At 71.5% G+C, this 19,595-nt stretch carries 18 protein-coding genes; 11 read left to right on the top strand and 7 right to left on the bottom strand.

Annotated features, from left to right (window positions below):
• Positions 1 to 28 precede the first annotated feature (28 nt).
• The 5 genes from ABZ823_RS26595 to ABZ823_RS26575 all read left to right on the top strand — a co-directional run bounded on the left by ABZ823_RS26595 (position 29) and on the right by ABZ823_RS26575 (position 4,908).
• Entirely contained in the window at positions 29 to 1,210 is a 1,182-nt protein-coding gene (locus tag ABZ823_RS26595; RefSeq protein WP_361665333.1) for an acyl-CoA dehydrogenase family protein, read from the top strand.
• Between the two features lie 79 nt (positions 1,211 to 1,289).
• Positions 1,290 to 1,691 carry a DUF4440 domain-containing protein gene (locus tag ABZ823_RS26590; RefSeq protein ID WP_361665331.1) on the top strand — a complete coding sequence of 134 codons (402 nt, stop codon included), beginning with the start codon at positions 1,290 to 1,292 and terminating at the stop codon, positions 1,689 to 1,691.
• A 251-nt stretch (positions 1,692 to 1,942) separates the two neighbouring features.
• Positions 1,943 to 2,110, top strand: a complete 168-nt coding sequence (locus ABZ823_RS26585; protein WP_361665329.1) for a hypothetical protein — start codon at positions 1,943 to 1,945, stop codon at positions 2,108 to 2,110.
• A 3-nt stretch (positions 2,111 to 2,113) separates the two neighbouring features.
• Entirely contained in the window at positions 2,114 to 3,910 is a 1,797-nt protein-coding gene (locus ABZ823_RS26580; protein WP_361665327.1) for a fatty acyl-AMP ligase, read from the top strand.
• Entirely contained in the window at positions 3,910 to 4,908 is a 999-nt protein-coding gene (locus ABZ823_RS26575; protein ID WP_361665325.1) for a beta-ketoacyl-ACP synthase III, read from the top strand. Before ABZ823_RS26580 ends, ABZ823_RS26575 begins: the two co-directional genes overlap by 1 nt.
• A 248-nt stretch (positions 4,909 to 5,156) precedes the next feature.
• On the opposite strand, the gene ABZ823_RS26570 is transcribed toward ABZ823_RS26575, so the two are convergent.
• From ABZ823_RS26570 to ABZ823_RS26560, 3 genes are read right to left on the bottom strand one after another with little or no spacing between them, the layout of a single operon-like run.
• Positions 5,157 to 5,552, bottom strand: coding sequence for a hypothetical protein (locus ABZ823_RS26570; RefSeq protein WP_361665323.1), 396 nt, complete (start codon positions 5,550 to 5,552; stop codon positions 5,157 to 5,159).
• Positions 5,553 to 5,578: 26 nt separating this feature from the next.
• The gene (locus ABZ823_RS26565; protein WP_361665321.1) at positions 5,579 to 6,325 is read right to left on the bottom strand and encodes a hypothetical protein; all 747 of its coding nucleotides are present in this window, start codon (positions 6,323 to 6,325) and stop codon (positions 5,579 to 5,581) included.
• 29 nt (positions 6,326 to 6,354) lie between these two features.
• Positions 6,355 to 6,669 (bottom strand): type VII secretion target, encoded by a 315-nt coding sequence (locus ABZ823_RS26560; RefSeq protein WP_361665319.1) that lies wholly within the window; start codon positions 6,667 to 6,669, stop codon positions 6,355 to 6,357.
• Positions 6,670 to 6,716: 47 nt separating this feature from the next.
• Between ABZ823_RS26560 and ABZ823_RS26555 the strand changes: the two genes are divergently transcribed.
• Positions 6,717 to 7,061: a hypothetical protein gene (locus tag ABZ823_RS26555; protein WP_361665317.1), complete on the top strand. Its 345-nt coding sequence runs from the start codon at positions 6,717 to 6,719 to the stop codon at positions 7,059 to 7,061.
• Positions 7,062 to 7,261: 200 nt separating this feature from the next.
• Here ABZ823_RS26555 and ABZ823_RS26550 read toward each other — a convergent pair whose 3' ends face one another.
• Both ABZ823_RS26550 and ABZ823_RS26545 read right to left on the bottom strand, forming a co-directional pair.
• Positions 7,262 to 8,506, bottom strand: a complete 1,245-nt coding sequence (locus ABZ823_RS26550; RefSeq protein WP_361665351.1) for a SpoIIE family protein phosphatase — start codon at positions 8,504 to 8,506, stop codon at positions 7,262 to 7,264.
• Positions 8,507 to 8,578: 72 nt separating this feature from the next.
• Positions 8,579 to 10,519 (bottom strand): ABC transporter ATP-binding protein, encoded by a 1,941-nt coding sequence (locus tag ABZ823_RS26545; RefSeq protein ID WP_361665349.1) that lies wholly within the window; start codon positions 10,517 to 10,519, stop codon positions 8,579 to 8,581.
• Between the two features lie 153 nt (positions 10,520 to 10,672).
• Between ABZ823_RS26545 and ABZ823_RS26540 the strand changes: the two genes are divergently transcribed.
• The 5 genes from ABZ823_RS26540 (at position 10,673) to ABZ823_RS26520 (ending at position 16,779) form a co-directional block, all read left to right on the top strand.
• Positions 10,673 to 11,635, top strand: a complete 963-nt coding sequence (locus tag ABZ823_RS26540) for a lysylphosphatidylglycerol synthase transmembrane domain-containing protein (protein ID WP_361665315.1) — start codon at positions 10,673 to 10,675, stop codon at positions 11,633 to 11,635.
• Positions 11,636 to 11,748: 113 nt separating this feature from the next.
• Complete coding sequence (locus ABZ823_RS26535; RefSeq protein WP_361665313.1) at positions 11,749 to 12,513, top strand: crotonase/enoyl-CoA hydratase family protein; 765 nt, start codon at positions 11,749 to 11,751, stop codon at positions 12,511 to 12,513.
• Between the two features lie 276 nt (positions 12,514 to 12,789).
• Positions 12,790 to 13,887: a mechanosensitive ion channel family protein gene (locus tag ABZ823_RS26530; protein ID WP_361665311.1), complete on the top strand. Its 1,098-nt coding sequence runs from the start codon at positions 12,790 to 12,792 to the stop codon at positions 13,885 to 13,887.
• 64 nt (positions 13,888 to 13,951) lie between these two features.
• The gene (locus tag ABZ823_RS26525) at positions 13,952 to 14,398 is read left to right on the top strand and encodes a DUF4186 domain-containing protein (RefSeq protein ID WP_361665309.1); all 447 of its coding nucleotides are present in this window, start codon (positions 13,952 to 13,954) and stop codon (positions 14,396 to 14,398) included.
• Between the two features lie 161 nt (positions 14,399 to 14,559).
• Positions 14,560 to 16,779 carry an NADP-dependent isocitrate dehydrogenase gene (locus ABZ823_RS26520; protein ID WP_361665307.1) on the top strand — a complete coding sequence of 740 codons (2,220 nt, stop codon included), beginning with the start codon at positions 14,560 to 14,562 and terminating at the stop codon, positions 16,777 to 16,779.
• Positions 16,780 to 16,923: 144 nt separating this feature from the next.
• Here ABZ823_RS26520 and ABZ823_RS26515 read toward each other — a convergent pair whose 3' ends face one another.
• Both ABZ823_RS26515 and ABZ823_RS26510 read right to left on the bottom strand, forming a co-directional pair.
• Positions 16,924 to 18,300, bottom strand: a complete 1,377-nt coding sequence (locus tag ABZ823_RS26515; RefSeq protein WP_361665305.1) for an NtaA/DmoA family FMN-dependent monooxygenase — start codon at positions 18,298 to 18,300, stop codon at positions 16,924 to 16,926.
• 22 nt (positions 18,301 to 18,322) lie between these two features.
• On the bottom strand, positions 18,323 to 19,531 hold the full coding sequence (locus ABZ823_RS26510) for an LLM class flavin-dependent oxidoreductase (protein ID WP_361665303.1): 1,209 nt from the start codon (positions 19,529 to 19,531) through the stop codon (positions 18,323 to 18,325).
• Positions 19,532 to 19,595 lie beyond the last annotated feature (64 nt).

Here is a 19,595-nt window from a genome sequence, read left to right as displayed (position 1 = left end):
CGTCCGTGTGATCGAGCGAGGAGCCTCAATGGCCAAAAATGGCACCGATGTCGCATCAGTGCTGGACGCAGTGCGGAGCATCGTCCCCAAACTCCGGGAGAACGGCCTCGAGGCCGAAAACCGGCGTTGGTTGCCCGAGGAGAATATCGAGCTCCTGGACAAGGCCGGGGTTTTCCGCATGGCCACACCCCACCGCTTCGGCGGCCTCGACTTCTCCCTGGAGGACCAGTCGCGGGTCCTCGCCGAGATCGCGCGCGGCTGCCCGGCCTCCAGCTGGGTCTCGATGGTGTGGGTGTCCAGCGCCTGGATGGTCACGCTCTTCTCCGAGGAACTCCAGGAGGAGGTCTTCTCCCACGGCTCCGCCCGCATCTCCGGCGGTTTCAGCCCCACCGGCGTCCTCTCCCCCACCGAGGGCGGCTATGTCCTCAACGGAACCTGGGGGTTCAACTCCGGCTGTCAGGGCGCCGAGTGGAACATGATGCTCGCCTTCGTCGAAGAGGCCGACGGGTCCTTGCTCGACGCCATCGCCTTGGTGCCGATCTCCGAGTTCACCTTCGCCGACGACTGGAACGCGTCCGCGCTGGCCGCCACCGGCAGCTCCACGGCGACCGCCAAGGACGTCTTCGTACCGGCGCACCGCGTGGTCATCCCCGCCGAGGCGGAAGCCGCAGCCGCGGCCGGCATCGAGCTGCCCGCACCGCCCGCCGGCCGTGGCTACGGCCTGTACGGCTTCCTGTTCTCGCAGGCCGTCTCCACCTTCGTCGGCATCGCCCGCGGCGCCTACGAGCTGTTCCTCGAGCGCCTGCCGGGCCGCGGTATCAGCTACACCTCCTGGACCGAGCAGACGCAGCACCCCCTCACGCAGATCCAGCTCGGGACCGCCGCCAGCAAGATCGCGGCGGCGGAGGCCCTCGCCGCGGCCATGTACCGCACCCTTCAGCAGCGCGCCGACGCCGGCGAGGAGCCGACGCTTCAGGAGCGGGCCGCGATCCGCGGGCACAGCGCCTACGCGGTGCAACTCGCCAAGGAGGCCGTGGAGATCCTCTACAACGCGAGCGGCGCCTCGGTGATCCGCCGGGAGGTCCCCCTCCAGCGCTTCCACCGCGACGTCCAGGGCCTCGCCCTGCACGGCTGGATCCTGCTCAGCTCGAACATGGAGGTCTACGGCCGCGTCCTGCTCGGCCTCGACCCCGACACGCCGCTGCTGTGACCCTGGCCCGGCCGGTGCCTCCGGGCCGGGCACGAGACCGAAGCCGTCGATACCGGAAAACAACCAGGAGTGATACGCCATGCCCGAACCCCTCGGTTCCGTGATCCCCGAGGACCCTGACCAGCAGAACGACCTGTTCGTCCGCATCTTCAACTCGGGCGACGGTGCCCTGTACGACTCCATGTACACCGCCGACGCGATTTCCAACATCTCCGGAGGTCCGCTGTCGGGCGAGGCCCGCACCGCTTTCTTCAAGGAATTCCTGAACACCGGTCCGAGGATCAACTCGAAGGTGCTGCAGACGTACACCACCGGCGACACCTCGCTGCTCATCGTGGACTACGAGCTGGACATCCCCGGACCGGACGGCCAGATCACCCACATGCACGGCACCTGCACCGACGTGCTCGTCCGCAACGCCGAAGGGCAGTGGCGGCTGGCCGTCGACCGCCCCGTCCCCGACCAGGAGCACGCGGCCTGACCCCTCGCGTCCCCCGCTCCGGCGCCCGGTGGATTCCCTCCGGGCGCCGGAGTCTTTCACCGGCACGCCGACGCTCGACTCCGCGCCCTTTTCCGAAAAGGAACGCCAGGAACTCTCCGAGGACACACGGTTACCGGGGTATGACCGCACACATGAAATCCGGATACCGCGCCCCGGGTAACGTCGTGCGGGCAGCAGGAAATGCGCCGGAGCAGTGGTGGTGGATCTCTGTTTTACGGAAAGGACGCGCTATGGAATCCCCTCTCCACCGATCTGTACCGGAGGATCCGCGCCCGGTCATCCCGAGCATCCCGGAGCTGCTCGCCGCCGTGCTGACGCCGTTCTCCGCGCTTTCCGCTGTCCCCACCCCGACGACATGCCCGCCCCGGGCGAGTGCCGGGCCGGACGAGGAGATCTGAGACGTGACGACCACCGGACTCGATCCGCACGAGGACGAGGTGGGCACCCTGCCCGACGCCCTGCGCGTGCGCAGCGAGAAGCAACCCGACGAAACCGCCTACGTCTTCCTGCGCGACGGCGAGGAGCCGGACTCCACGCTGACCTACCGCGAGCTGCACGACGCCGCCCTCGCACGGGCCGCGGCGTTCGGCGCGGCCGGCCTGCGCGGCGCGAACGCCGTCCTGCTGTACCCCTCGGGCCTGGAGTTCGTGCGGACTCTGCTGGGCTGCATGTACGGCCGCGTGGCCGCGGCACCGGTACAGGTACCGCGCCGCCGGGAGGGCGTGCGCCGTCTGCGCCGCATCGCCGACGACGCCGGCACCACCACCGTGCTGACCACCGCAGAGGTGCGGGACGAGATACGCGACCGCTTCGGCGCCTTACCCGAACTGGCCGGCCTCACCCTGCTGGCCACCGACGGCCCCGGAGCCGTGCCGGCCGACGCCGCCGGGCCGGCGCTCCCCGCCCCCGGCCCCAACGACATCGCGCTGTTGCAGTACACCTCCGGGTCCACCGGCGACCCGAAGGGCGTCATGGTCAGCCACGCCAACTTCCTGGCCAACGTGGCCGAGACCGACGAGCTCTGGCCGTGCGAGCCGCACGGCACGGTCGTCAACTGGCTGCCGCTCTTCCACGACATGGGCATGCTCTTCGGGGTGGTCATGCCGCTGTGGGCGGGCATCCCCTCGTACCTGATGGCCCCCGAGTCCTTCATCCGCCGCCCAGCGCGCTGGCTGGAGGCCATCGCGCGGTTCGGCGGCACCCACGCCGCGGCGCCGAGCTTCGCCTACGAGCTGTGTGCCCGCGCCGCCGCGGAGGGCAAGACGGGCCAGGTCGGCGACCTGTCCCGGTGGCGGGTGGCGGCCAACGGTGCCGAGCCGGTCCGCTGGCAGACCGTCCAGGCCTTCACCACGGCCTTCGCACCGCACGGCTTCCGCCCCGAGGCCATGTGTCCCGGCTACGGCCTCGCCGAGAACACGCTGAAGGCGACGGGCGACCGCCAGGACCGGGAGCCGTCCGTCCTGTGGCTTTCCGCCGAGGCGCTGCGCGAGGGCATCGTGGAGCAGGCCGGTGAGGATGCCGACGGGGCGCTCCCGCTCGTCAGCAGCGGCGGGACGGTCGCCGGCACCCGGGTACGGATCGTGGACCCGCACACCCGCAGGCCCTGCCCGCCGGGCCGGGTCGGCGAGATATGGATCAACGGGCCCTGTGTGGCCGGGGGTTACCGCGGACGTCCGCAGGAGAGCGAGGCCACCTTCCGCGCCCGCGTCGCGGGAGAGGAAGACGTTCGAGCCGGCACCCACCTGCGCACCGGAGACCTCGGCTTCCTCCACGACGGCGAGCTGTACGTCACCGGACGGCTCAAGGACGTGATCATCCGTCAGGGCCGCAACCACTATCCCCAGGACGTCGAGCTGTCGGCCGAGCGGGCCGCGCCGGGGCTGCACCCCAACTGCGCGGCCGCCTTCTCGGTGGACGACGGCACGCGGGAGCGGCTGGTGGTGGTCGTCGAGGCCGATGGACGGGTGCTGAAGTCGCCGGGCGCGCAGGCCCTGCGGGCGCGGGTGCGCGACGCCGTGTACGAGGACCACCGGCTGAATGCCGACGAGGTCCTGGTCGTGCGCCGCGGCGCATTGCCGAAGACGTCGAGCGGCAAGGTGCAGCGCCGGGCCTGCCGGGCGCGCTACGAGGACGGCGAGCTCGCCGCGTCGGCGGTGCGCACGCCCCCCGAGGCCGCCGGCTCCGTGGGGGAGGCGTGATGGCGCGTCTTCGCGTGCCCGAGCGCCGGCCCGGATCCCGCATCCTCGGCGTGGGCGTGTACCGGCCGACCCGGGTGGTGGGCAACGACGAGATCTGCGCCCGCATCGATTCCAGCGACGCCTGGATCCGGCGCCGTTCCGGCATCGTCAGCAGGCGCTTCGCCGGGCCCGACGAGACAGTGGTCACCATGGCCGTGGAGGCCGCCCGCAAGGCAATGGCCCAGTCGGGCACCCACCCGGGCGATGTCGGCATGGTGCTGCTGGCCACCATGTCCTTCCTGGAGCAGGCGCCGGCCGGCGCGCCCCGCGTCGCGCACCAGCTCGGCGCCCGCTCGGCCGGCAGCCTGGACATCAGCGCGGCGTGTTCGGGGTTCTGCTACGCGCTCGGCCTGGCCGACTCCCTGGTTCGCTCCGGAGACGCCCGTACCGTCGTGGTGGTCGGCTCGGAGAAGATGAGCGACATCGTCGATCCCGAGGACCGCGGCACCGCGTTTCTCTTCGGCGACGGCGCAGGAGCGGTCGTGGTCGGCCCGTCCGACACACCCGGCATCGGACCGGTGGTGTGGGGTTCCGACGGCGAACGGCATCACCTCATCGCCCATGACCGCAGCTGGGTGGACGCCCGACGAAGGACCGTCCCCTGGCCCACGCTGCGGATGGCCGGGCCGGAGGTGTTCCGCTGGGCGACCCGGATCGTGCCGGAGATCTCCCGGCAGGCGCTGGAGCGCGCGGGCCTGGACGTCACGGACCTCGCCGCCTTCGTCCCGCACCAGGCCAACGCCCGTATCGTCGACGCCGCCGCGAAGTCGCTGGGGCTCGCCCCGCACACCGCGGTGGCCAAGGACGTCGTCACCGCCGGCAACACGTCGGCGGCGTCCATCCCGCTCGCCCTGGACGACCTGCTCTCCCACGGCACCCTCTCCAGCGGCGACCCGGCCCTGCTCGTCGGCTTCGGCGCCGGTCTCGCCCACGCCGCCCAGGTGGTGGCGCTGCCGTGAACGACGGCAAGCGCGCGGCGCCGCGACCGGCCCCTGGGCTCGCGCCTCGGGCCGCACGCGCCCGCCGCCCCCGTAATCCGCTCCCGCCCACCGTGTGACCGCCCGGGGCCGACGCGCCGCGCCTGCGTGCGGAGCACGGCTCCGCGCGCAGGAAGCGGCCCGGCAACTCCCGCGCGCCCGCCGGGTCGGCGGCCCCAGCGTGGCCGAGGGTGCCGCGGAGGCGGAGCGCGCTCGCCGCGCGGGTTCCCCTACAGCCGCCAGTCGCGGCCGCTGTGCCGGGCGCCGGGGCCGGGGCGGGCGGCCTGCTGCTGCCGTTCCTGTTCGATCTCCTCGCGCTGCGCCTCGAGATAGCGCGCGGCTTCGGCCCGCTGCTGCTCCCGCTCCTCCGGGGACTGCTGCTCGTACTCCTGGCGCGCCTGGGCGACGCGCTCGCCGAGCGCCTCGGAGTAGGCGCCGACACGCAGCGCCTCGCGCAGGCCGATACGGCCGGAGAGGACCTCGCGTGCCATCTCCTGAAGGGCTCCGTTGCCCCCCTGGCTGTCCGCCAGCCGCTGGAGGGACTTGCGCAGGGCCCTGGCCCGTACCTCGTCGTGCGTGATGTCCATCAAGTCGGCGTCGCCGATCCGGCGTTCCTCGTCAGCCATGGTTCGCGTCCCCTTTCACCCGTGGCCTAGGCGACGGCCGGATTGTCGTAAGCGGCGCCGACCGACGGGAAGTTCTGAAGGTGGCTGTAGACGGCCGCCCCGAGGCCCTCGAGCGTGCCGACTCCGGTGTTGACGATGGCCTGGGCGTTGCCGAACATCTTGGTGGCTTCACCCCACATGTTGAGGATCCGGGTGATCTCCAGGGCGGCCAGGCCGTAGCCGACCAGGGCGCCCGCGCCGGTCCACGACAGCAGGGTGCCGGCCGCCATCTCGACGCCCACGATGATCAGGCCGTCGAGGATGCCGCCGAGGAAGCCCTTGATGCCCTCCGCGGTCGAGTACGCGGCGTGTGCGAGGTACTTGTAGGTGTCGGCGAGGGATCCGAAGGTCTGGCCGCTCTGGTTGAGCTTCTTGGCCAGTTCGTCGAAGTACACATAGGCCGCGTCCGCGGCGTTGCCGTTCCACGTCGCGTCGAGCGCCGTGTTGCCGGAGCCGAGGTTCTTCGCGATGTCGTCACAGGCCTTGCCGATGTTCTCCCATACTTCGGCGCACTTGGCGAAGGACTCCCAGTCACCCGCGAACCACTGGATCACCTCGTCGAGCGGGTTGAATCCGAAGACCGCGTTGTACGCCTCGGTGATCCAGTACGTGGGGCTCACCAGGTCGCTGACGTCGTTGAAGAGGTCGAGCAGCGGCCCCTGGGAGAACTCCTCGGGCGTCTTGGGCGGCGTCAGCCGGCTTGACGGCTCGACGGTGTCGGAGAACCCGGACACTCGGCATCTTCCATTCGTATGAGCGGGGATCAGCGCTTGCTGGTGGGGTAGGTGGCATCGAGCGAGGCCGCGTTGGCGTGATCGGTCTCGCGGTAGTACTTGGCGCTCTTGCTGAGCTCCTTCTCCGCTGCCCGCAGCACGGATTCGGCCTTTGTCAGGGCCGCGCTCACGCGTTCGAGGACGCTGCTGTGCGCCCCGGAGAGCAGCGCGATGAGGCCTTCGTCGGAGAACGCCACATGGCCGTACTGCTGGGCGTAACGACCGGCGTGCTGGAAGTCCTCCGCCGCTCTTCCCACTTGAGCGGCATAACCGTCGAGATCGTCCGCGTGCACGTCGAAGCCCATGCATACACCCCCGTGTTCGGATCGTGGCCTGCGGTACGTTACCCCACGTGCCTAACCGCAAAAATGATGATCTCCAGGGGGAACTGAACCGGTCCCCGTTGTCCGCGGCATACGGACAAGAGCCTCGAGCCGAGGTGTGGCACCGGATCAGGTGGAACGTCCTGGCCCTGTCGCTGACGCTCGCGGCGATGATCGGGCTCGGATCCCTTCTCCGGCTGTTCATCGGGGACGGCGTCGTCGACGTCTTCCTCGGGGTCGCGGGTCCGCTGCTGATGGCGGCGGTCACGGTGGCCTCGATCCGGGGCTACCGGCGGCGTGCGTGGCCGTGGTCGCTCGGCGCCCTCGCCGTGGAAATCGCATGGTCGGCGGTGCTGGTCCTGCTTCTGAGGTGAGCGATGTCGAAGCGGCCGGGCGACCCACCCCGGGCGGCACGGCGGTCCGGCGCGGGCGCGAACCCGCCTGATCGCTTCAGTCGCCGCGGTCCCGGCCCGCGGGTCCCGGCCCGCCGTCGCAGCCGGACGGCGGGCCGTCCAGCCGGGCACGGCACCTCGACGGCTGGACGAGACATCTTCCCCGTCCGAAACCCTCCCCTTCACAGCCGTACGATGACCAGCGCGACATCGTCGCGGCCCCCGCCGGCCACTCCGAGTTCCGCGAGCATCGTGTCGGCCAGGCGCTCGGGGCTGAGGGCGCAGTAGCGGCGCAGGGCCTCCGTCAGACGGCCCAGGCCCGCGTCGATGTGCTCGTCGCGCCGCTCGATCAGCCCGTCGGTGTAGAGCACCAGGAGGTCCCCGGGTGTGTACGGCTGGCCGGCCTGGGGGCGGGGTACATGCTGGGGCCGGGCCCCAAGCGGCGGGTCCGTCGCCTGGTCCAGAAGTTCGCAAGCGCCGTCCGGGTGCACCAGCACGGGGGGCGGGTGCCCCGCGTTGCTGTAGATGATCAAGCGGCTGCGGGGGTCCACCATGGCCTTGACGGCCGTGGTGTTCAGGGCACCCTCGACGGACCGGGCGTACAGGCCCACCACCTCCATGGCCTGGGCCGGCCGCTCCAGCGCACGCATGGCCGCGCCCAGCGCGCTGCGGAGCATCCCCATCACGGCGGCGGCCTCCAGACCGTGGCCGACGACGTCGCCGACCGCCACCGCGAAGCGGCCGTCCGGCAGGTCCACGACGTCGTACCAGTCGCCGCACACGTTGAGCGAGCCGGTGGCGGGCAGATAGCGCACCGCCACGTTCTCGTGCCGGGCCAGGTCGGGGGCCTGGAGCATGGCTTCCTGGAGGGTGACGGCCACCTGCCGTTCACGGTTGTGGGCCTGCCTCAGCTCCTCGTTCAGCACTTGCAGCTCGCGTGCCCGCGCGTACAGCTCCGCTTCCAGTGCCTCGCGCTCGGTCAGCTGCGTCGACGTGCGGCGGCTGCCTCGCGCGCGGGCATGGACGTAGTCGGTGACGTCCTCCACCCGGTGGATGATCCAGGCCACGCTCCCGTCCGGACCGGGGATCGGCGTGTTGACCGGGGACCACCAGCGCTCCTCGAACGCGCCGGCCCGCCCGACGATGGGGATGTCGTACTTCTGCAGCCCCATCGTGTCGGGCTCCCGGGACACGAGGACCCGGTGCAGCGAGGCGCTCAGGTTCCGCACCCCGTCGGCCTCGGGGTCGGCGGGGTTGTCCGGGAAGGCCTCGAAGATGTGCTGTCCCATCAGGTCGTCCCGGGTCCGCCGGGTCGCGTCCAGGTACGCCTGATTGACCTCCGCGATGACCAGGTCGGGGGCGAGCACCAGGTAGGGGCTCGGTGTGGCGGCGAACAGCGCCGCGTAGTCCATCTCCGTCCCCTGCATCGTCACGTCTCCCTTCCTGCCCCTCCCCCTCCGTCCGCACCACCCGTCCCTTCACGCTATGGTCCGGGCAGCTCAGCCGCCCACCGTGAGGTCCAGGCCGGAGCCTTGCGTCCCGGTCTCCGCGCCCGCCCCGGCCCGCGCCGTCCTAGAGGACACCTGCCCCTTCTCGAACTGTGTCCGGTACAGCTCCGCGTACCGTCCGCCCACGGCCAGCAACTCCTCGTGCGTGCCCCGCTCCACGATCCGGCCGGCCTCCACGACCAGGATGACGTCGGCGGCCCGTACGGTGGACAGACGGTGGGCGATGACCACGGCGGTACGGCCTTCCAGGGCCTCCGTCAGGGCCTCCTGGACGGCCGCCTCCGAGGTGCTGTCGAGATGGGCGGTGGCCTCGTCCAGGATGACGACGCGCTGCCGGGCGAGCAGCAGGCGCGCGATCGTCATCCGCTGGCGTTCGCCGCCGGACAGGCGGTAGCCGCGCTCGCCGACGACCGTGTCGAGGCCGTCGGGAAGGGAACGTGCGAGTTCCTCCAGACGCGCCCGGCGCAACACCTCCCACAGCTCGTCCTCGGTCGCCTCCGCGCGGGCGAGCAGCAGGTTCGCCCGTACCGTGTCGTGGAACAGGTGGCCGTCCTGCGTGACCATGCCGAGCGTCTCGCGCAGGGAGGCCGCGCTCAGCTCGCGGACGTCGATCCCGCCGACGCGCACGGTGCCCTGGTCGACGTCGTACAGCCGCGGCAGGAGCGCGGCGACGGTGGACTTGCCGGCGCCCGAGGAGCCCACGAGTGCGACCGTCTGGCCGGGTGCGGCGTGGAAGGAGACGCCGTGCAGGATCTCGGCCCCGCCGCGCGTGTCCAGGGCCGCCACCTCCTCCAGTGAGGCGAGGGAGACCCGGTCGGCGGCCGGGTAGCCGAAGCGGACGTTGTCGAACTCCACCGACACCGGCCCCTCGGGGACGCTCCGCGCCCCGGGCTTCTCCTCGATCAGCGGCTTGAGGTCGAGCACTTCGAAGACACGCTCGAAGCTCACGAGGGCGCTCATGACCTCCACCCGGGCGCCCGCGAGGGAGGTCAGCGGCGCGTACAGCCGGGTGAGCAGCAGGGCGAGCGAGACCACGGCGCCCGGCTCCAGGGTGCCGCGCAGGGCGAACCAGCCGCCGAGGCCGTAGACCAGGGCGAGCGCCAGGGCGGAGACGAGTGTCAGGGCGGTGATGAACGCCGACTGTGCCATCGCCGTCCGCACCCCGATGTCCCGCACCCGCCGGGCCCGCGCCGCGAACTCGGCGGACTCCTCCTCCGGGCGTCCGAAGAGTTTGACGAGGGTGGCGCCGGGCGCGGAGAACCGTTCGGTCATCCGGGTGCCCATGGCGGCGTTGAGGTCGGCGGCCTCCCGCTGGAGCCGTGCCATACGGCTGCCCATCCGCCGCGCCGGCACTACGAAGACCGGCAGCAGCGCGAGGGCGAGCAGGGTGATCTGCCAGGAGAGGGTGAGCATCACGCCGAGGGTGAGCAGCAGCGTGACGACGTTGCCGACGACCCCGGACAGGGTGTTGCTGAAGGCGCGCTGGGCGCCGATGACGTCGTTGTTGAGACGACTGACGAGCGCTCCCGTACGGGTGCGTGTGAAGAACGCGACCGGCATGCGCTGCACATGATCGAACACAGCCGTCCGCAGATCGAGGATGAGGCCCTCCCCGAGCGTGGCCGACAGCCGGCGGGCGAGGAGCCCGAGCGCGGCCTCGGCGAGCGCGATGAGGGCGATCAGCAACGAAAGGCCCACGACCCTGCCCTGGTCGCCGTGCGACACGATCGCGTCGACGACGCGGCCGGCGAGTACGGGGGTCGCGACGGCGAGCAGCGCGGTCACCACGCTGACCACGACGAACTGCGCGATACGCCGGCGGTGCGGGCGAGCGAAGGCCGCGATGCGGCGCAGGGTCGCACGGGCGAAGGGCCGGCGCTCCTGCTGTGCGGTCATGACGCTGTGCAGCTGATGCCAGGCGGTGGTCTCCATGCTCATGAAACCGACGGTAGAACCTCGAGCGTTGTTCAGGTCAACGCGCGCGGCGACGGCCCGCCGGGCGCTCCCGTGCCTTGCCCGGTGTGTCAGCCTCCGTCTGCGCGCACGCAACCTTCTGTTGGTGCGGCGCGGAGAGCCTCAGCGGATGTGACTGCCGTACGTCTCCCTCAGGGACTTCCCAGACGTCTTCCGGTCCGCCAGATCCTGTGCCTGCTCCCGCTCGCCCTCGTCCTCGTGGTCGCGGTTCGGCACTGGTCCGTGCTGGCGGCGGGCTTCGGCCATCTGCGGTCGGCCCAGTGGCCGTGGCTGGTGGCCGCGGCCGGTGCGACCTGTCTGACCTGGGTCGCGGCCGCCGTCACACGGCAGGGCGCGGTGGTGCAACGGCTTCCCCTGCGGCGCCTGCTGGCCACGCAGTTCGCGGCGGGCGCGGCCAACCACCTGCTGCCGACCGGGTTCGGCGCCGGCGCGGTCAATCTGCGCTTCATGACGGTGTGCGGGGTGCCGCTGGCCCGCTCGTCGGCGGCGCTGGCGCTGTACATGCTCGCCGAGGCGATCACCCGGGTCGCTCTGCTGCTGGTCCTGCTGCTCACCTTCCCGCACGCGCTCCACCTCGGCTCTCTCGTCCCGGCCGCGGCGACGGGCCCGCTGCTGCTCGCGGCGGCCGGGGCGGTGTGTGTCGCGGTGACGGCTGTCCTGGTGGTACGACGGCTGCGCACGGCCGTGTTCTCTTTCGTGCGCACGGCGCTCGACGAGGCCCGCTCGGTGCACACCCGCCCCGCCCGCGCGCTCGCCCTGTGGGGCGGCTCGCTGGCTTTCCCCGCACTCCAGGCGGCCGGTCTGGCCGCGGTGGGCCGGGCACTGTCCCTTCCGGTGCCGTCCTTGCACATGGTGGTCGCGTATCTGGCGGCGACCGTCGCGGTCGCCGCCGTGCCCACCCCCGGCGGGATCGGCTCGGTGGAGGCTGCGCTGATCGTGGCCCTGGTCGCGGCGGGCGGCCCGGTGGCCGTGGCGACGGCGGTGGTCCTGGCGTACCGGATCATCACGGTGTGGCTGCCCTTGGTGCCGGGTGCGCTGACGCTGGGGGCGCTGGTGAGGCTGAAAGTGATCTGACCGGGATGGCGACCCTCGTCCACGGTCCCCCCGTGCCGGGCGGCGACACCCGGCGTACCGGGCAGTAACCTCGCGGGGTCAAGCCCTCCCCCGCCCGCGAAAGGGGCAGCCCGATGCCGGTCCGGATCGAACGTCAGGGGTACGTCACCACCGTCGTCCTCTCGCGCCCCGAGGCCCGTAACGCGGTGGACGGGCCGACCGCCGCCGCGCTCGCCGACGCCTTCCGCGCGTTCGAGGCGGACGCGTCGGCGCGGGTGGCGGTGCTGTGGGGCGAGGGCGGGACGTTCTGCGCGGGTGCCGACCTGAAGGCGGCGGGGACCGAGCGCGGCAACCGGGTGGCCGAGGACGGCGACGGTCCGATGGGGCCGACCCGGCTGCGCCTGTCCAAGCCGGTGATCGCGGCGGTCGCCGGGCACGCGGTGGCCGGCGGCCTGGAGCTGGCGCTCTGGTGCGATCTGCGGGTCGCCGAGGAGGACGCGGTGTTCGGGGTGTTCTGCCGCCGCTGGGGCGTGCCCCTCATCGACGGCGGCACGGTACGGCTGCCGCGGCTGATCGGCACCAGCCGTGCGATGGACATGATCCTCACCGGCCGTCCGGTGCCGGCCCGGGAGGCGTACGGGATGGGGCTCGCCAACAGGGTCGTGCCGACCGGCCGCGCCCGCGCCGAGGCGGAGGAGCTGGCCGCCGAGGTCGCCGGCTTCCCGCAGGCGTGCCTGCGCGGCGACCGCGCCTCCGTCCTCGACCAGGAGGGGCTGGACGAGCAGGCGGCGCTGCGGGGCGAACTCCGGTACGGCAGGGGCGTTCTGGCGGAGGGGCTGGAGGGCGCTGCCCGCTTCGCGGCCGGGGCGGGGCGGCACGGGTCGTTCACGGACCTGTGACCGCGGGCCGGGCCGGGGACGCGACGGCGGGTGCGCCGGGGCGCCTCGCAGGCGCAACGTCGGCCTTTCCGGGGCACTGCCGACGGGACGTCAAGGGGCCCTTGCCGGTCGCCCGTTTCACGGTCGGACACTGTCGTACGGCAGGATGAATCCTCGCTCCGGGCGACGAACTCCGCTCCGGAGGTGATCGTGCATCCCGTGAATACGAGCAGGTGGCAAGGTGACGACTCCTCATATCCGGCCCTGGGGCCCTTTCTTCGGTGCGGGCGGTGACAGGTGAACCGGGCGCTTACCCTCGACGACCTGATCCTCGCCGGAATCGCCCTGGCCGCAGGCCTGTTGGCGGCCTTCCTGCTGCGGATGCTGCTGCGCTGGCTGGGCCGGCACGCGACCCGGACCAGGTGGAGCGGCGACGATGTCATCGTGGACGCCCTGCGCACCGTGGTGCCCTGGGCGGCCGTCGCCGGCGGTGCGGCCTCCGCGGCGGCCGTGCTGCCGCTCACCCGGACAGTGCAGCACCACGTCAACCAGACGCTGAGCGTGCTGCTGATCTTCGTGGTGACGCTGACGGCCGGCCGCGTCATCGCGGGCCTGGTGCGGACGGTCACCCAGTCCAGGTCCGGGGTCGCCGGATCGGCCACGATCTTCGTCAACATCACCCGGGTCGTGGTGCTGGCCATGGGCTTCCTGGTGATGCTTCAGACGCTGGGCATCTCCATAGCGCCCCTGCTCACAGCCCTGGGCGTGGGCGGTCTGGCCGTCGCCCTCGCCCTCCAGGACACGCTGGCGAACCTGTTCGCGGGCATTCACATCCTCGCCTCCAAGACCGTTCAGCCGGGTGACTACATCCGGCTGAGCAGCGGGGAGGAGGGCTATGTCGTGGACATCAACTGGCGGCAGACCACCGTCCGCCAGCTCTCCAACAACCTGGTCGTCATTCCCAACGGGCAGCTCGCCAAGACGAACATGATCAACTACACCCGTCCCGAGCAGCAGTTGACCGTGCTGGTGCAGGTGGGGGTCGGGTACGACAGTGACCTGGAGCACGTCGAGAAGGTCACCACCGAGGTGGTCGCCGAGGTGATGACGGAGATCACGGGTGCCGTTCCGGATCATGAACCGGCGGTCCGCTTCCACACGTTCGGCGACTCCCGGATCGGCTTCACGGTGATCCTGGGCGTCGGCGAGTTCAGCGACCAGTACCGGATCAAGCACGAGTTCATCAAGCGCCTGCACAGGCGGTACCGGGCCGAGGGCATCCGTATCCCGGCCCCGACGCGGACGGTGGCGCTGCACCAGGGCTCGGCCGTCATACCGCCGCCGCGCAGCGGCGACGACGTGGTGGTCGAGCACGGCGGCATAGGCGCCTCCTGACCGTCGGGCCGCCGGGCGTCGCGCGGGGACCGTCCCGGGCCGGCGGTCATATGCTCGAAGGAACATGAACGCTTCCCCCGAACCCCCGCCGCCCGACCCCACGGGCCCGATGGACCGCTCGCTGGACCAGCGGCTGGCCCGGATCGCGCGTCATCCCTTCCGCGCGAAGTTCCATCTGCGCGGGCGCGACCTGGCCACCGCGGAGCTGAGCGGCCCCTCCACCCTCCGTTGGCACGCCCTCGACCTCATCGCCAAGCGGCTGGCGCCGGCCGAGCCGTACAAGGACGGCAAGCAGACCCCCTACCGGGGTCACCCCGTCTTCGTCGCCCAGCACGCGACCGCGACGTGCTGCCGTACCTGCCTCGAGCGCTGGCACGGGATCCCGAAGGGGCGGGAACTGAGCCGTGCGGAGCGTGCCTATGTGGTGGACGTGATCTGCCGCTGGATCGAGCGCGAGGTGGCGGGCGCTTCGGGGGCCGGCACCCGCTCGCCGGGCGAGTACCGGCCCTGACGGGACCGCCCCGTCGTCGCGATTCCCGCCAGGCCGGGAGCCGGGGCCACGGTCCGGGCGGCCGGTGGGGGCCGTCCGTGATGCGGGCCACTGTCGAGTGGGGTACGCACACGAGATATCTTGATGTCGAGCAATGTTGCAGACGTGGAGCGGAGCACCCGGTGACTGACTCGACCATCATCTATACGCACACTGACGAGGCCCCGGCCCTGGCGACGTATTCCTTCCTGCCGGTGGTCCGGGCTTACGCCTCGCAGGCGGGTGTCGCTGTGGAGACCCGTGACATCTCGCTGGCCGGGCGCATCCTCGCGGTCTTCCCCGAGTACCTGGACGAGGACCAGCGGATCAACGACGACCTCGCTGAGCTGGGCGAGCTGGCCAAGACCCCCGCGGCCAACATCATCAAGCTGCCGAACATCTCGGCGTCCGTCCCGCAGCTGAAGGCGGCCGTCGCCGAGCTGAAGGCCCAGGGCTACGCGCTGCCGGACTACCCCGACGAGCCGAAGACCGACGAGGAGCGGGAGATCCGCGCCCGTTACGACAAGGTCAAGGGCTCCGCCGTGAACCCGGTGCTGCGCGAGGGCAATTCCGACCGCCGCGCCCCGGCCTCGGTGAAGAACTACGCCAAGACCCACCCGCACCGCATGGGCGCCTGGACGCCGGAGTCGAAGACGAACGTCGCGACCATGGGCGTGGACGACTTCCGCTCCACCGAGAAGTCCGCGGTGATCTCCGAGGCCGGTGCGCTGCGCATCGAGCTGAAGGGCGACGACGGCTCCACCACCGTGCTGCGTGAGTCCGTGCCGGTGCTCGAGGGTGAGGTCGTGGACGCCTCCGTGATGCGCGTCGCCGCGCTGCGCGAGTTCCTGACCTCGCAGGTGGCCCGTGCCAAGGAGGAGGGCGTCCTGTTCTCCGTGCACCTGAAGGCCACGATGATGAAGGTCTCCGACCCGATCGTCTTCGGTCACGTGGTGCGCGCCTTCTTCCCGAAGACGTTCGCGAAGTACGGCGAGACGTTCGCCGCGGCGGGCCTGACCCCGAACGACGGTCTGGGCGGCATCTTCAAGGGCCTCGAGGCCCTGCCGAACGGCGAGGAGATCAAGGCCTCCTTCGACGCCGAGCTGGCCGAGGGCCCGGCGCTGGCCATGGTCGACTCCGACAAGGGCATCACCAACCTGCACGTTCCGTCGGACGTCATCGTCGACGCCTCCATGCCGGCCATGATCCGCACCTCGGGCCACATGTGGGGGCCGGACGGCCAGGAGCACGACACCCTCGCGGTCCTGCCGGACTCCAGCTACTCCGGCGTGTACCAGGCCGTGATCGACGACTGCCGCGCGAACGGCGCCTACGACCCCGCCACCATGGGCTCCGTGCCGAACGTGGGCCTCATGGCGCAGAAGGCCGAGGAGTACGGCAGCCACGACAAGACCTTCGAGATCCCCACCACGGGTACCGTCCGTCTCGTCGACCAGGCCGGCAACGTCGTGCTGGAGCAGACCGTCTCCGCCGGTGACATCTTCCGCGCCTGCCAGACCAAGGACGCCCCGATCAAGGACTGGGTGAAGCTCGCCGTCACCCGCGCCCGCGCCACCGGCGACCCGGCCGTGTTCTGGCTGGACGAGACCCGCGCGCACGACGCCAACCTGATCGCGAAGGTCAAGGAGTACCTGCGGGAGCACGACACCGAGGGACTGGACATCCGCATCCTGCCCCCGGTCGAGGCCACCAAGCTGTCCGTGGAGCGCATCCGCCGCGGCGAGAACACCATCTCCGTCACCGGCAACGTGCTGCGCGACTACCTGACCGACCTGTTCCCGATCCTGGAGCTGGGCACCAGCGCCAAGATGCTGTCGATCGTCCCGCTGATGGCGGGCGGCGGCCTGTTCGAGACGGGCGCCGGCGGCTCCGCCCCGAAGCACGTCCAGCAGCTGGTCAAGGAGAACTACCTGCGCTGGGACTCCCTCGGCGAGTTCTTCGCGCTCGTACCGTCCTTCGAGCAGTACGCGAAGACCACCGGCAACCAGCGCGCCCAGGTCCTCGCCGACACCCTCGACCGGGCCACGGCGACGTTCCTCAACGAGGACAAGTCCCCGACCCGTCGCCTCGGCGGCATCGACAACCGCGGCAGCCACTTCTACCTGTCCCTGTACTGGGCGCAGGAGCTGGCCGGGCAGACGGACGACACGGAGCTGGCGAAGGCGTTCGCCCCGCTCGCCGAGGCGCTCACCGCCAACGAGCAGAAGATCGTCGACGAGCTGATCGCCGTCCAGGGCAAGCCGGCCGACATCGGCGGCTACTACCAGCCCGACCCGGTGAAGGCCTCCGAGGTCATGCGCCCCTCGGCGACCTGGAACCAGCTGCTGACGTCGCTCGCGTAAGCGCCGTCGGCGCGGCACCCGCACCGGTGTGACCACCGCCCCGGCCGGATCGGATCCGGCCGGGGCGGTGGTATGTCCGCTCGCTCGTCCTCCCGGTCGGCGACGGCACCGCGGAGCGCGGCCGGGCCCGGCGGGGTGAGGGCGCTACGACGCCGCCCGCCCCGCCGGCGTCCCGGCGTCGGGGTGGGCCAGGCCCAGATGGTCGCGCAGAGTCGTGCCCTCGTACTCCGTGCGGTACACACCGCGCTCCTGAAGCAGTGGGACCACGGTGTCCGCGAAGTCGTCGAGTCCGCCGGGGGTGATGTGCGGGACGAGGATGAAGCCGTCGGAGGCGTCGGCCTGGACGAAGGCGTCGATGTCCCGGGCCACGGTGGCCGGGGAGCCCACGAAGGTCTGGCGGTTGCCGGTGTGGATGACCAGGTCGCGGATGGACCAGTGGTGCGCGGCGGCCAGTTCGCGCCATTCCCGCGCGGTGGCCAGTGGGTCACGGTACATCCGCACCTGGGCGCGGCCGGGCGCGATGGTGTTCTCCCCGGGCAGCGGGTCGATGTCCGGGAGTGGGCCGTCCGGATCGTAGGCGGACAGGTCGCGGTTCCAGACGAACTCCAGGTGCTTGATCGCGGTGGCCCCGCTGACCTGGGCCCGCCGTACCTCGTGGGCCAGTTCCTCGGCCTCCGCGTCGGTGTCGCCGAGGACGAAGGTCGCCGCGGGCAGGATCAGCAGCTGGTCGGGACGGCGGCCGTACGCGGCGAGGCGGCCCTTGACGTCCGCGTAGAAGCTCTGGCCGGACTCCAGGGTGCTGTACCGGCTGAAGATGGCGTCCGCGCTCGAGGCGGCGAACTCCCGGCCCTCCTCGGAGTCCCCGGCCTGGAAGATCACCGGGCGGCCCTGGGGACTGCGGGGGACGTTGAAGCGCCCGTGGATGTCGAAGTGCTGCCCGTGGTGGACGAAGGCTCCGGCTTTCGCGTCGCGCAGGAAGACGCCGGTCGCCCGGTCGGCGACGATCTCGTCGCCGTGCCAGGAGTCGAGGAGTTCGTTCGCCGTGGCGAGGAACTCCTTGGCGCGGGAGTAGCGCTCCTCCTGTGGCAGGAAGCCGCCGCGGCGGAAGTTCTCGCCGGTGAAGGCGTCCCAGGAGGTGACGACGTTCCAGGCGGAGCGTCCGCCGGAGAGGTGGTCGAGGCTCGCGAACTGGCGGGCCACCTCATAGGGCTCGTTGAAGGTGGAGTTGATGGTGCCGGTCAGGCCGAGGCGGTCGGTGACGGCGGCCAGCGCGGCGAGCACGGTGAAGGTGTCGGGGCGTCCCACGACATCCAGGTCGTAGATCTTTCCGTCCTGCTCGCGCAGCCGTAGCCCCTCGGCGAGGAACAGGAAGTCGAACTTGGCGCGTTCGGCGGTCTGTGCGAAGTGCGCGAACGAGCTGAACTCGATATGGCTGCCGGCCTTCGGGTCGCTCCACACGGTGGTGTTGTTGACGCCGGGGAAGTGGGCCGCGAGGTGGATCTGCTTGAGCGGCTTGCTCATGGTTCGTCGGGTTCCTTCCGGCTCAGGCGGCGGGCGCGGCGTAGCGGTTGGCGGGTCGGACGAGTCCCAGCAGCCCGCGCAGGGTGTCGGCCTGGTAGGCGGTACGGAACGCGCCGCGGCGCTGGAGTTCGGGGACGAGACCGCGGGTGATCCGCGGCAGGTCGTGCCCGGCGACGGCGGGGCGCAGCCGGAAACCGGACAGCCCGGCCGACTGCAACTCCTGAAGGTGGTCGGCCAGTTGGGTGGGAGTGCCGGTGAAGTTCGGGGCGTCGCCGGTGTACGGCTCCCCGGCGAGGGCATCGAGACGCTCCCGGCGGGCGGTGGCCTCGGCGGGGTCGTCGTCGAGGAAGACGACCAGGTCGCCGAAGAGGTGCAACGGCTCCTCGGCCCGTCCGGCGGCGGCCTGTTCGGCCCGGACCTCCGTGACGATCGCGCGGGCCTGCTCGATGCCGTGCGGGGTGACATAGCCCAGGTCGGCGGAGCGGGCGAGGAGCCGGAACGGCACGCTCTGGTGGGCGAGCGCGGTCACCGGGGGCTGGCCCTGGGGCGGGCGCGGGGTGATGGAGGGGCCCTTGACCCTGAAGTGGCGACTCGCGAAGTCGATGTAGTGGAGCTTGTCGCGGTCGATGAACCGGCCGGTGGCCACGTCGCGGATCTCCGCGTCGTCCTCCCAGCTGTCCCAGAGCCGGCGCACGACCTCGACATGGTCGGCGGCCTCGTCGAAGAGGTCGGTCAGCACCTCCTGGGCGCCGGGGCTGTCGTAGCCGTCGATACGGGGCAGGGTGCGGCGGCCGAAGTGGGCGGCTTCGCCGGGGCGCGCGCTGATCCGGACGCGTACGCCCGCGCGACCGGTGCTTACGTAGTCGAGGGTGGCGATCGCCTTGGAGATGTGGAACGGCTCTGTGTGCGTGACGACTACGGTCGGCACCAGCCCTATGTGTCGCGTCAGTGGTGCGATGCGGGCGGCGATCAGTACGGCGTCGAGCCGTCCGCGGACCTGGTCGGTGCGCTCGTCCGGGTCGAGTGCGTGCGACGACTGCGGGCCGAGCCCGTCCTCGATGGTCACGAAGTCGAGCAGACCGCGCTCGGCCTCCGCGACCAGGTCGGCCCAGTAGCCGGCGGTGAACAGGTCCCGGGGCCGGGCCTCCGGCTCGCGCCAGGAGGCGGGATGCCAGCCGGTGCCGTCGAGGGCCACGGCGAGGTGCAGGGGGGCGGGAGAGGTTGAGGACACGAGTGGGTGCCTTCCTGGATGTCCGTAAGGAGAGTGGACGGACCCTCGCGGGAGCAGTGCGGCC

Origin of the sequence: Streptomyces sp. NPDC047079, assembly GCF_040643755.1 — a bacterium.
Classification (GTDB): Bacteria; Actinomycetota; Actinomycetes; order Streptomycetales; family Streptomycetaceae; genus Streptomyces.
This window is presented reverse-complemented; position numbering and strand designations above follow the sequence as displayed.